We start from the raw sequence: 12,553 nt of genomic DNA, 5'->3' as shown, positions 1-12,553 counted from the left end.
TATGGCAACCTTACAAGTCAGCAATGTCCATAGCCAATACCAAAAACAAGTGGTGTTGAAAGGTCTCGATTTAACCGTTGAAAAAGGTGAAATTATTGCCTTGTTGGGGCCGAGTGGCTGCGGTAAAACGACACTGTTACGGGCTATCGCGGGTCTGCAAAATATTACCGAAGGCGAGATCGCAATCAATGGTAATACCGTGGTATCCGACAAAAAATTTGTCGCCAGTGAGAAGCGTGGGATCGGCATGATCTTTCAGGATTACGCTTTGTTTCCTCATCTTACAGTGGCAGAAAATATACTTTTTGGCGTGAAAATAGCGAATAAAGCACAACGAGTGACGCGACTAGATAAAATGTTGTCACTGGTAAAGTTGGACGGGCTAGGGGAGCGATATCCACACGAGCTATCGGGTGGTCAGCAGCAAAGGGTATCAATCGCTCGAGCGTTAGCCTATGAACCTGAGGTTCTTTTACTTGATGAGCCATTTTCAAATATAGATGCCAAGGTTCGTCGAGAGATGATGCTTGAGATCCGTCATATCCTAAAGCGACATAATATAAGTGCCGTTTTTGTAACTCATAGTAAAGATGAGGCGTTTGTTTTTGCTGATAAGCTCGCTTTGTTTAACCATGGTAAAATTGTTCAATGTGGTGACGCTGAGAAACTGTATCTATGCCCACAAGATAAGTATGTCGCTGACTTTTTAGGGGCTAGTAATTACTTACCTGCGAAAGTGATTGCGGATAAAACCGTGTCTACACTTATTGGTGATATTGAAAGTGACCGTCCGCTGATGGTGGCGCTAAATGATGAAGCTGAGCTTTTGTTAAGGCCACAGCACTTAGTCATATCTAAAAACGACAAGGGCTTAGGTGAAGTCATTGAGCGTCGTTTTCTTGGGCATGTCTGCCAGTATTTGGTCCAAATTGATGACATCACGCTCGATGTCCATAGTGAATGCTTAGATATCAATATTGGTGAAAAAGTGGCAATTACAGCAACACGACACCATTTAATTTTACTCTAACGGAGGTAGCACTAACTAAATATCTGCGCGTTTGAAGTGAGGTAAGAAAACATTGAGAGTTTAATTCATCGTTTAATGTGTTGTTTTTATCGCCGTTTAGTGACAATTTTAGTAAGCTTGGGTTTAGAGCGTTTAATATAAAATTAATTAACGGCTTACTCGTGCGCATGCTATAAGACAAAAGCAATGTGACACAAGTATAGCGCTTTGCAAGTAGGCTAAATATAAGTCTTTATTCTGGTTAATGTGCGTCAGGTAGAATTATTAGATGCTAAAGTTGTAGATAATATTGCCGATGATTAATGCAAAATAAGGGTTACATATAAAAATGGATAGTCAGGTTATGCCTCGTGAACAACTAGGAGTTTGTGCAGAAGGAAATTTGCACAGTGTCTATTTAATGTTTAATGCTAATGATGGTATCGAATCGCAAATGCGCCCATGTGTTGCAAATGTGGCCCAATATATTCACGATCTTGCAGATCAATTTGCGGATAGTGCATTCAACGGGTTTGTTGCCGTTGGGGCAAACTATTGGGATGCGCTTTACCCGGTAGGCAGACCACGCCAATTAAAGCCATTTCCTGCGATGAATCAAGAGAATAGAGATGCGCCGGCGATCGAATATGATCTCTTTGTGCAGCTGCGTGGTGATCGCTTCGATATTCTCCACTTAGTGGCCAATGAAGTGTGTCAAATGTTTGATGGACTCGTAGAGTTGATAGATGAAGAGCGCGGCTTCCGTTTTATGGATAGTCGCGACCTAACAGGCTTTGTTGACGGCACTGAAAACCCCAAGGGCCGTAGCCGTCAAAGTGTTGCACTGGTTGGAGATGAAGATAACGAGTTTAAAAATGGCAGTTATATTCATGTACAAAAATTTGCTCATAATTTGAGTAAGTGGAATCGACTGCCAGATAAGAAACAAGAAGATATCATTGGTCGTACCAAAGCTGAAAATATTGAATACGCCTCTGCAGATAAGCCATTAACAAGTCATATTAAGCGAGTTAATCTTAAAGATGATGACGGTAATTCAATGGAAATATTACGTCAAAGCATGCCTTATGGTTCGGTTAAAGAACAAGGTTTAATGTTTATCTCTATGTGTGGAAACTCGGTGAATTTTGAAAAAATGCTCGAAAGTATGATCTATGGTGATACAGAAGGTAATCATGATCATCTGATGCATTTTACTCAAGCACTAACAGGGTCATCCTTTTTTGTGCCATCGATAGATTTTTTAGAACGATCCGCATAAGCCTGGTTAATCTGTAAAAAAAACGCACAATAAGTGCGTTTTTTTATGCCTGCTATTTTTCTTGTTGTTCTTCTTTATCGTTATTAAAGTAGCTAGTAGGGCTGCGGTCATAAACCTCATTCATACTCCGGACGAGTACTTTATTGGTTTCGGGATAAACAACGACATCATGGGTATCACGGCTACCGACCACTAAAAAAATGAAATCGGCATCGCTATTATTAACTATTTTATGGGCGATACCAGAGTTGGCTGTGAAGCAGATATATTTTCCTTCGCTAAAAACATGAGGTTCATCATCAATATAGAGAGTGGCTTCCCCTTGCATCGCGTAAATGTGTTCCTCTTCTTTAGTGTGATAATGAGCAAGTGCTGACGCCATGCCTGGTGCTACCTTTTCCATGGTTACGCCAACTTTTTCAGCCCCAGCAGTATCACCAATGTGCTTTTGATCACTGCCGTAATTATTTTCATGTGACCAAGACTCCCAGCCAACATCAGAAACATTAATCAGTTTGTTTTTCATCTTTATTATCCTCAACTTAGGAATGCTGCCCTACTGGCAGTATAACCATATTGATATAATAAAAAATAACATATTCAATATATTGTATAAAGGTAGCGTTGGCATTTGGCTTAAAGGGAGGTAGGGCGGCGTTTCCGCCCTTATTTTGCTGGCAGAAAAAGTTAATCCATGTAATTGAACAATGATTTAACCGTTTCTACTGTATCCACAATCATGTCGATATTTGACGGACTGATAAAGATAGTATCATCACCCGCTATCGTGCCTAGAATACCTTCTGGCTTACCTATCGAATCAAGTAATCGGGCGATTAACTGTGCCGCACCTGGGCTGGTTCGAACAACGATCATTGACTGGTTATGATCCACATCAAGTACAAGGTTTTTAAGTGGACTACCAGCAGTTGGTACACCAAGCTCAGCGGGTAAACAGTAAACCATTTGCTGTTTAGCATTTCGGGTTCGAACTGCGCCAAACTTACTCAGCATACGCGAGACTTTTGATTGGTTGATATTGCTAAAGCCTTCAGCTTGAAGCGCTATCACTATTTCACTTTGGGAGCCAAAACGCTCCTCTTTTAAGATCAACTTAAAGGTTCTAACGAGATCGTCCTGATTTTTGCTTGTTTGCATATATTATTATTCTTTATTCAAAAAAATCCGCTCTATGATGATTATATTCGCCTTTCATGTCAAATTTTATTCGTTTTTTTGAATAATAATTCACAGCGAGTTGTTTTGTTGAGCGGTACTAAATTCATTAGAGTATAAATTCTATTTATTTTTATACTGATCTTTTGCAAGCGATTTGATAGCAAAGCTAGACGGGCTGGGCGTTTAAAGCGATGGTAAGTGGCATTGTGAATCTAGAATAGAATGAACACGACTAAGGGATAATTGAATTTTAGTTGTGAATCCAGTACTGTTGCGCCATTAGAAAAGCGGATCTAAATCACAAAAATCCGAGAATTGACGGAGATAACTATGAAAGTTGCTGTACTTGGAGCTGCTGGCGGTATTGGCCAGGCGCTTGCCCTACTATTAAAAACTCAACTACCTGCGGGTTCAAAATTGTCGCTTTATGATATTGCACCTGTAACACCAGGTGTTGCCGTTGATTTAAGCCACATCCCAACAGCGGTTGAAGTAAAAGGATTTGCGGGTGAAGATCCTTCTGCTGCATTAGACGGTGCCGATGTGGTCCTTATTTCTGCGGGTGTTGCACGTAAGCCTGGTATGGATCGCTCAGATCTATTCAACATCAACGCTGGGATCGTAAGAAACCTTGTTGAAAAGTGTGCTGCGACTTGCCCTACCGCGCTTATCGCTATTATCACTAACCCTGTGAATACGACAGTTGCTATTGCTGCTGAAGTGCTTAAGAAAGCGGGTGTGTATGATAAGAACCGTTTATTCGGTGTGACGACGCTTGATGTTATTCGTTCTGAAACCTTTGTTGCTGCAGCAAAAGGCTTAAACGTAGCAGACGTTAAAGTGAACGTTATCGGTGGCCATAGTGGTGTGACTATTTTGCCACTTCTTTCACAGGTTAAAGGCGTTAGCTTTACTGATGAAGAAGTTACAGCGTTAACAACGCGTATCCAAAATGCAGGTACTGAAGTTGTTGAAGCTAAAGCGGGTGGCGGTAGTGCGACACTTTCTATGGGACAAGCAGCTTGTCGTTTCGGTCTTTCTCTCGTTCGTGGCTTGCAAGGCGAAGCAAACGTTGTTGAATGTGCCTACGTAGACGGCGGCAGCGAACATGCTGAGTTTTTCGCTCAACCTATTGTTCTTGGTAAAAATGGTGTTGAAGAAGTATTAGCATATGGTGACGTTAGCGCATTTGAAGCAAGTGCTCGTGATGCAATGCTAGATACGCTAAAAGCAGATATTAAGCTTGGTATCGAATTTGTTAAGTAAGCTTACCTTTTGACAATGTAAGCCCTTAACGAAAAAACGGAGCCAATTGGCTCCGTTTTTATTGAGTCAATAAAACTAGTGACTACGCTGTACGGCTATCTTAGCCAGTGAAATTAGTGCTGTTTTGTATTCTGACTCTGGCAATATAGCTAATGCGGCGATAGCCTTGTTAGACTCTTCTATGGCTCGCTGTTCAGTATATTCAAGCGCACCACAACGCTTTAAGGCGCTTATAATCACTTCAATGTGCTCTGTACCGTCACCTTTTTCAATCGCTTCTCTAATGAGCGCTTTCTCTGTGTCGTTACCTTTGGCAATGGCAAAGATCAACGGTAAAGTTGGTTTTCCTTCAGCTAAATCATCACCTATGTTCTTACCTAGCTCTTCTGTTTCTGCTGTGTAATCAAGTAGGTCATCAGTTAATTGAAAGGCGGTACCCAAAAACTTACCATACTCAGCAAGTGCTGTTTGTATCTCTTCAGAGCTTTCGGCTAATAAACCCGCTAAGCGTGTTGCAGCTTCAAACAATTTTGCTGTCTTACAATAGATGACACGCATGTAGCTTTCTTCAGTGGTGTCTGGGTCGTTACAATTCATCAATTGCAGGACTTCACCTTCGGCGAGTACGTTAGTGGCGTCAGCGAGTATTTCAAGTACGTCTAAGCTTTTAAGCTCAGTCATCATTTGGAATGAACGCGTATAAAGGAAGTCACCCACTAATACACTGGCACTATTACCAAACAATGCATTCGCTGTTTCTCTGCCGCGACGGAGCATAGATTCATCAACGACGTCATCATGCAGTAGTGAAGCTGTATGAATAAACTCGATTATTGCTGCCAACTTTAAGTGAGAATCACCTTTATAGTCGATTGCCCGAGCCGCTAAAATTGACAATAAAGGTCTTAAGCGTTTGCCGCCACCGTTAATAATATAAAAACCTAATTGATTAATTAGGGCTACATCTGACTCTAATTGTTTATAGATCAGTTGATTGACTGCTTGCATATCGCTATCAGCCAATTGACGAATGGCGTTTAAATCCATAAATAGACTCTGATTTGTTGGCTGCTATGACAATCAGCAGCTCATTTAAGACATAAATGTTATAATAGGGGGATTCTACCTAAATTTGTGCAGCAAGACAGTAGTTGTCGCTAATTCTGGGAGATATTTGGGTCTTTTTTTATTCTTACTGAATTAGCTCTTGTCAGATGCTAGTTCTTAGCGTAAACTCCGCGACCATTGTCATTAAAGCTTTTATAGCACCCCTGCATCAATCTAATATAGTTTGAGCGGCGTGTTTAGAATATCGGAGTAAAATAGCTATGTACGCTGTTTTTCAAAGTGGCGGCAAACAACATCGTGTTGAAGCCGGTCATACAGTTCGTTTAGAAAAATTAGAAGTCGCTACAGGCGAAACTATCGAGTTCGACCAAGTTCTTTTGGTTGCAGATGGTGAGACTGTACACGTAGGTGCACCTTTAGTTGAAGGTGGTAAGGTTGTTGCTGAAGTTGTTAGCCACGGCCGTGCGGAGAAGGTAACTATTGTTAAGTTCCGTCGTCGTAAGCACCACGATAAGAAGATGGGCCATCGTCAATGGTTCACCGAAGTTAAAATTACAGCTATTAGCGCTTAATTAGGAGTCTAACTCATGGCACATAAAAAAGCTGGCGGTTCTACTCGTAACGGCCGCGATTCAGAAAGTAAACGTCTTGGTGTAAAGCGCTTTGGCGGCGAATCAGTTCTAGCTGGTAACATCATCGTTCGTCAACGTGGTACTAAATTCCACGCTGGTGTTAATGTTGGTATCGGTCGTGACCACACTTTATTCGCACTTACCTCTGGTAAAGTGAAGTTTGAAGTTAAAGGTCCACAGAGCCGCAAGTTTATCAGCATTGAAGATTAATCTTTAGCTTCTGCTAAGATTAATACAAAGCCCCGCCATTGGTGGGGCTTTGTTTTTTTTAATATTAAGTAAATTGTTTTTTGGCGACTAGAATCGTTAAGAGTATAATTCTTTCATTCTGTGGTGCCAGGAGTTGGTATGAAGTTTGTCGATGAAGCGACTATCCGTGTTGAAGCGGGTAATGGTGGTAGTGGTTGCGTCAGTTTTAGACGTGAAAAATATGTTCCTGATGGTGGACCTGATGGTGGTGATGGTGGCGATGGCGGCAGTGTTTATCTGCAGGCTGACGAAAACCTTAACACATTAATTACCTTTCAGTTTGAACGCTTCCATAATGCCGAACGCGGTAAGAACGGTCGTGGTCGAGACTGTACTGGTCATGGCGGTGATGAGCTAGTGCTTAAAGTACCTGTCGGTACACGAGCAATAGATGCTGAGACAGAAGAGACTCTTGGTGATTTAACCATACACGGCCAGAAAATGCTTGTGGCCAAAGGTGGTTTCCATGGTATGGGTAATACGCGCTTTAAAAGCAGTACTAACCGTGCACCTAGGCAAAAAACATTAGGTACTGATGGCGAAGTACGTAGCTTGAGACTTGAGCTGTTGTTGCTTGCTGATGTTGGCCTACTGGGTATGCCAAATGCGGGTAAATCGACTTTTATTCGTGCAGTATCAAAAGCAAGACCAAAAGTAGCAGATTATCCCTTTACAACGTTGGTGCCCAATCTTGGTGTTGTTAACCCAAGACCTGGCCAAAGCTTCGTGATTGCGGATATTCCCGGTCTAATCGAAGGTGCTGCAGATGGTGCTGGTCTTGGTGTTCAGTTCTTGAAGCACTTAGAACGCTGCCGAGTGCTGTTGCACATTTTGGATGTCGAGCCTATCGATGGTAGCAATCCTGTAGAATCAGCGCGTTCTATTGTCGCTGAGCTAGAAAAGCATTCGCCTAAGCTTGCAGGTAAGCCACGCTGGTTAGTCATTAACAAAGCCGATTTGATGCTCAAAGAAGAGCTGCAAGTAAAAATCGATAAGATTGTTAATGAACTGGAGTGGGAAGGCGAAGTATTTACTATTTCCGCTTATAATCGCGAAGGTACAGCTGAATTAGCACTTAAGTTGCTCGACTTTATTGCGTTGCTACCTCCTGAAGAGAAAGTTGACGTCGAAGCCGAAGTTGAGTTTAAGTGGGATAATTACCATCAAAATGCTAACGAATCTGTCAACGAAGATTATGTCGCTGACGATGATGACGACGATTTTGATGATGATGATTACGATGTTGAGGTTATCTATCAAAGATAGATAGTTTCAATTGAGGATGTTGAGAATTGTACGCCGACACACAAAATGATATTACACGTCAAGTTGTTAGGGTTGCTCAACTTCTTCTAGCTTATGGCGCTGACTCTGAACTTGTTGAAGAGATTAGTCAGCGCTTAGGCTATGCTTTAGGTTTAGCCAGTGTCGAAATCTCTATCTCCTCCAACTGCCTCGTTTTAACTAGCCTTGTTCATGGGCGCTGTATAACCACAACCAGACGAACGCGTGAGCATGGTATTAATATGACCATTGTATGCGAGCTTCAACGTATCTGTCTGTTGACCGAAAAAGGCATATACGGCCTGCATGAAGTGCGTAAACGTGTCAGCCGCATCGAACCTAAGACTTATCCAGCAAAATATGTAGTCCCTATGATTGGCTTATCTTGTGCTAGTTTTTGTCACCTATTCGGGGGAGACATTACGGCTTGCCTGATTACATTTTTAGCTTCAGCTATCGGTATGTTTGTTCGACTTTCTATCGCCAAACGTCATTTCAATTTACTCCTCAATTTCAGTGTTACAGCATTCGTTACGACTATTATTGCGCAAACGGGTTACCAATTTGATTTAACCGACACGCCCAAGTTACCCATGGCCGCGAGTGTATTGATGCTTGTGCCAGGCTTTCCGATGATTAATGCTATATCGGATATGGTAAAGGGACACCTAAACGTCGGCATTTCTCGCTGGGGCCACGCGACGTTACTGACGGTATCGTCAGTAATAGGGATCACTATGGCAATGCAAATAGGTGGGCTGTTTTTATGATGTCGCTTATTCTAAGCATGTTAAATGATGCGGTGTTTTCAGCGATTCCTGCAGTAGGATTTGCGATGCTGTTTAATGTACCGCGTCGTTTCCTGCCTTTTTGTGCAATAGCGGGAGCACTAGGGCATGGCAGCCGCACGATGTGGTTAAGCCTAGGACTCCCTATTGAATGGGCAACATTTTTTGCTGCTGCGCTCGTAGGGATAGTTACAATTGGTTTTGCTAAGCGTCATCTCGCGCCACCTTTGATGTACGCTGTTGCAGCGATCATTCCGATGATCCCTGGCTCCTACGCATTTAATACCGTGATAGCATTAGTCCAATTGACGGCACAATCCCATGTCAGCCCGGAACTGATATCAGAAGTCATCAGTAATGGGCTTAAAACTGTATTCATTCTCGGCGCACTATCTGTCGGCCTTGCTATGCCAAGCTTACTTTATTTTCGCTCGCGTCCAGTCATCTAACAAAATGTAAAAGGAAGTATTTTGAAAATTGCTATGATTGCCGCTATGGCGAATAACCGCGTTATTGGTAAAGACAATAAGATGCCATGGCACCTCCCTGAAGATCTACGCCATTTTAAGGCTGTAACCCTAGGTAAACCTATCGTGATGGGGCGAAAGACCTATGAGTCAATTGGTCGACCGTTGCCAGGCAGGCATAATATAGTGATTAGTCGTCAAACGGATTTGGCTATAGACGGTGTCACTACGGTGACCTGTTTTGAGGATGCTAAGCTCGCTGCAGGCGACTGTGAAGAGCTGGTTGTTATCGGAGGCGGTCAACTTTACGCAAGCCTTTTGTGTATATCGGATGTTTTATATTTAACCGAAATTTCACTGGATGTTGAAGGCGATACCTATTTCCCGCATTGGGATGATGGTTCTTGGTTGGAAATGTCGAGAGATGTAGCTATAAGTAGTAAACAATTGGAATATAGCTTTATAAAAATGGTTAAAAAGTGTTAAATTAGACGGGTTGTTTAGTACCCTGTTGTAATGATAATAAAGAAGGCATATCGATAAGTGCTTTCTTAATATAATAAATAAAAACTAAAATAATAAGGAGTGTCTGATGCGCTTGTTATCTATGAGCATCGCTACACTGATTGTGGCATCTTCAATATCGATTTCAACTCCAGCCTTAGCAAACCAAGATCAATTAGCTGCCAATATTTGTAACTATGTTGTCAGTGATGATAAAAACCGTTTGCGTAAGAAGCTAAAAGAAAGCCGTGTTAAATTGCGTAATATATATGACGGTGTTTCATGTAATGGTGATAGCTTGCTGAGAGTGGCTATGAAGAATGGCTCTAATGCAGTAGGTACCTTTGTCACAAAGAGATTGCCGGTATCTAACCTAGGTCGAGCTGAAAGTGATGGTCTTACTATCGCTGCATGGGCTGAAAGTAATGGCCATTCAGCAAGTGAAATTACGACAGCGATTAAAGAACGTTTAGCTGGCGGTTAATTCTACTTTTCGACGTATATAAATATAAAAAACCGGGACTTCCCGGTTTTTTTATATGTGTCACTTAGTACTAAGCAATAACGGTTTAATGTAAACAGTGAATTAGTATATTAATGCAGTCAGGCTTATGTTGGTTGGAGTGCTATCCGTCTTGCAGGTATTTATTTGGTGTAACAATCATTGTGGCGGATATTTAATCGCTACCAATATTGAAGCCAAATAATTTGGCTATAAAAAAGGAGGACTGTAAAACAGTCCTCCTTTTTAAATTATAAAAGTTATTAAACTTTAAATTCTTTCACTGAGGCTTGTAGCTCTTCTGCGAGTTGTGCAACTTGATGGCTAGACTGCGCCGTTTGATCTGCACCCGTTGAAGTTTCTTCTGAAATCGCCGCGATGTGTTCTAGCTTTTCTGAGACTTGTTGACTGACCAGATTTTGTTCTTGCGCCGCATGGGCAATATGGGTGCCAGAATCGTGAGCTTTGTGAACAGCATTACTGATACTTTCAAGGGCGTTATTTGCTTGTTCTGTTTTATCAACACAGGATTTTGCTTGCGAACGACCAAGCTCCATAACCGCGACAGCCTCTTGAGTACCTTGTTGTAGTACTTCAATCATCTGCTGGATCTCTTGGGTTGAATCTTGAGTTCTAGAGGCAAGACTACGCACTTCATCTGCTACCACGGCGAAGCCTCGTCCTTGCTCACCAGCTCGTGCAGCTTCAATTGCAGCATTGAGTGCAAGCAGGTTAGTTTGTTCTGCAATGGCTCTAATCACATCTAATATCGAGCCTATTGAGGCACTGTCTGCATGAACCTTATTAATCACCACTCCAGCTTTTGATACTTCATCAGCCAAGGCAAGAATTGTACGCTTATTTTCATCAGCGATGAGACGCATATGTTGGCTTTCATCGTCTGCCGCTTTTATCTGGCTTAAGGCTTCATCGGCACTCGCTGTCACTTGCAGCGCACTAGAGCTTAGCTGAGTGGTTGCAGTAGCGACTTGATCCACTTGGCTCTTCTGCTCTTGAATGCCTACTGTTGTTTGGGCTGTAATGGCTGAGGTTTCTTCTGCTGCGGCTGCAAGTTGGTCAGAGCGGTCAAGTATACCTTGGATGAGGGCACGTAAACTGTCGACAAGTTTGTTGCAGTTACTTGATAATTTGGCAAACTCATCATGCCCTGAATCATCGAGCTTATGAGTTAGATCGCCTGATGCGAGTACATTGAGCGCGTGATTAATTTTGTCTAATGAACGGCTAAGGGGACGAACGACAGCAATGCTGACCACAATGGCCACCAGAATGGCAATGAGCACTAAGATCAGTGTTTGTATGCTGGCACTATCGATATCTTTAATTGCGCTCTCGCTGACGTCTTTGGAGAATGACTCAATGAGAGAAGTAAGGCTTGTCATCTGCTTGTTGACGTTACTAGCCTCCTTATCAACGGTACTGAGTAAAAGAGACGCTTTGCTAATTAACTCAATCTCTTTGGCTTTTAAGTCAATTAAAGAGTTGTTACCTTTGACGAGTACAAATACTTTTGCCGCTTCAACATTAATCTCATCAATGAGATCCGCTTCGACAACACCTTCCCAGTGGGATGTCACATATTGCAGTCTACTCTTGGTGTCACTGACGATGTAATCGAGCTCTTTAGAAATGGTATTAAATTTTGATTTGTCAGTGGTGCCAATCAAATCAAAGCTAGTACTGACGATACCGCTTAAGCTTGAATCTAGTGCACTTGCTGTGGCGGCTATCTCTTGTTGGATGATGTCTTCGCTCAACTCCATATCGATAAGATCGAGTAAAAGTGACGCGCTATCATCGACTGCCACTTCAACAGCATCGTATTTGTTTTTAATTTGGGATTGAGTTATTAGTGCATTTTCATGAGTAGCAATCATGTTTTCGCTTTCATTTTTAAACTGACCATAGCTACTTTTTAGTTTTCTAATGACCTGGCTAAAATCACTTTTGTCACTCACTAAAGTGGTCAGTTTGCTTAGCTCTTGTGAGAAAGTTCTACTTGCTGATGCAAACTGAGATTTAATTGCCGGTACCGCTTTGCTATCTGGGCTGTGATACGCCACTAAAATTTGCTTCTCTTGCTGAGATAAGGTTTGAGAAAGAAGGTTACTCGATTCTAAAGCTGGCAGGCTGAGCTCTTGCAATAATGTCGTACTGGTTTTTAGCTTATTATTGGTAAACCATGATGCGGTACCTAATACGATAAGCAGGAAGGTCACAACTGTAAACCCTCCAATCACTCTAGTGGCAACATTTAATTTCATAGAAGCTCCGTTTATTATTATTTTATTCTGCTAGGTGA

The 12,553-nt window shown here is 42.0% G+C and carries 14 protein-coding genes; 10 read left to right on the top strand and 4 right to left on the bottom strand.

From position 1 onward, the window contains the following. Position 1: 1 nt before the first annotated feature. Both CXF86_RS04020 and CXF86_RS04015 read left to right on the top strand, forming a co-directional pair. Positions 2 to 1,030, top strand: a complete 1,029-nt coding sequence (locus CXF86_RS04020) for an ABC transporter ATP-binding protein (protein ID WP_101091326.1) — start codon at positions 2 to 4, stop codon at positions 1,028 to 1,030. 328 nt (positions 1,031 to 1,358) lie between these two features. Beyond that, positions 1,359 to 2,291, top strand: coding sequence for a Dyp-type peroxidase (locus CXF86_RS04015; protein WP_101091327.1), 933 nt, complete (start codon positions 1,359 to 1,361; stop codon positions 2,289 to 2,291). Between the two features lie 52 nt (positions 2,292 to 2,343). Here CXF86_RS04015 and CXF86_RS04010 read toward each other — a convergent pair whose 3' ends face one another. Continuing rightward, entirely contained in the window at positions 2,344 to 2,817 is a 474-nt protein-coding gene (locus CXF86_RS04010; protein ID WP_102038392.1) for a cupin domain-containing protein, read from the bottom strand. A 161-nt stretch (positions 2,818 to 2,978) separates the two neighbouring features. Beyond that, a complete protein-coding gene (gene argR, locus CXF86_RS04005; protein ID WP_101091329.1) occupies positions 2,979 to 3,449 on the bottom strand; it encodes a transcriptional regulator ArgR in 471 nt (156 codons plus the stop codon). 351 nt (positions 3,450 to 3,800) lie between these two features. On the opposite strand from argR, the gene mdh reads away from it, so the two are divergent. Beyond that, complete coding sequence (gene mdh, locus CXF86_RS04000) at positions 3,801 to 4,736, top strand: malate dehydrogenase (protein ID WP_102038391.1); 936 nt, start codon at positions 3,801 to 3,803, stop codon at positions 4,734 to 4,736. A gap of 75 nt (positions 4,737 to 4,811) precedes the next feature. Here the strand turns inward: mdh and ispB are convergent, their stop codons facing one another. Beyond that, the gene (ispB, locus tag CXF86_RS03995) at positions 4,812 to 5,783 is read right to left on the bottom strand and encodes an octaprenyl diphosphate synthase (protein WP_101091331.1); all 972 of its coding nucleotides are present in this window, start codon (positions 5,781 to 5,783) and stop codon (positions 4,812 to 4,814) included. 281 nt (positions 5,784 to 6,064) lie between these two features. Here ispB and rplU point away from each other — a divergent pair, with 281 nt between their 5' ends. The 7 genes from rplU (at position 6,065) to CXF86_RS03960 (ending at position 10,212) form a co-directional block, all read left to right on the top strand. Next, on the top strand, positions 6,065 to 6,376 hold the full coding sequence (gene rplU / locus CXF86_RS03990; protein WP_020914101.1) for a 50S ribosomal protein L21: 312 nt from the start codon (positions 6,065 to 6,067) through the stop codon (positions 6,374 to 6,376). A gap of 15 nt (positions 6,377 to 6,391) precedes the next feature. Next, a complete protein-coding gene (gene rpmA, locus CXF86_RS03985) occupies positions 6,392 to 6,646 on the top strand; it encodes a 50S ribosomal protein L27 (protein WP_101091332.1) in 255 nt (84 codons plus the stop codon). A gap of 138 nt (positions 6,647 to 6,784) precedes the next feature. Continuing rightward, the gene (gene cgtA / locus CXF86_RS03980; protein WP_101091333.1) at positions 6,785 to 7,951 is read left to right on the top strand and encodes an Obg family GTPase CgtA; all 1,167 of its coding nucleotides are present in this window, start codon (positions 6,785 to 6,787) and stop codon (positions 7,949 to 7,951) included. A 26-nt stretch (positions 7,952 to 7,977) separates the two neighbouring features. Continuing rightward, positions 7,978 to 8,739, top strand: a complete 762-nt coding sequence (locus CXF86_RS03975; RefSeq protein ID WP_101091334.1) for a threonine/serine exporter family protein — start codon at positions 7,978 to 7,980, stop codon at positions 8,737 to 8,739. Then, positions 8,736 to 9,206, top strand: coding sequence for a threonine/serine exporter family protein (locus CXF86_RS03970; RefSeq protein ID WP_101091335.1), 471 nt, complete (start codon positions 8,736 to 8,738; stop codon positions 9,204 to 9,206). Before CXF86_RS03975 ends, CXF86_RS03970 begins: the two co-directional genes overlap by 4 nt. 21 nt (positions 9,207 to 9,227) lie before the next feature. Continuing rightward, positions 9,228 to 9,710, top strand: coding sequence for a dihydrofolate reductase (locus tag CXF86_RS03965; RefSeq protein WP_101091336.1), 483 nt, complete (start codon positions 9,228 to 9,230; stop codon positions 9,708 to 9,710). 106 nt (positions 9,711 to 9,816) lie between these two features. After that, complete coding sequence (locus tag CXF86_RS03960; protein ID WP_101091337.1) at positions 9,817 to 10,212, top strand: DUF3718 domain-containing protein; 396 nt, start codon at positions 9,817 to 9,819, stop codon at positions 10,210 to 10,212. Positions 10,213 to 10,493: 281 nt separating this feature from the next. On the opposite strand, the gene CXF86_RS03955 is transcribed toward CXF86_RS03960, so the two are convergent. Next, positions 10,494 to 12,515, bottom strand: a complete 2,022-nt coding sequence (locus CXF86_RS03955) for a methyl-accepting chemotaxis protein (RefSeq protein ID WP_102038390.1) — start codon at positions 12,513 to 12,515, stop codon at positions 10,494 to 10,496. Positions 12,516 to 12,553: the final 38 nt, after the last annotated feature.

The sequence above is a fragment of the Shewanella sp. GutCb genome, assembly GCF_002836135.1.
Taxonomy (GTDB): domain Bacteria; phylum Pseudomonadota; class Gammaproteobacteria; order Enterobacterales; family Shewanellaceae; genus Shewanella.
This window is presented reverse-complemented; position numbering and strand designations above follow the sequence as displayed.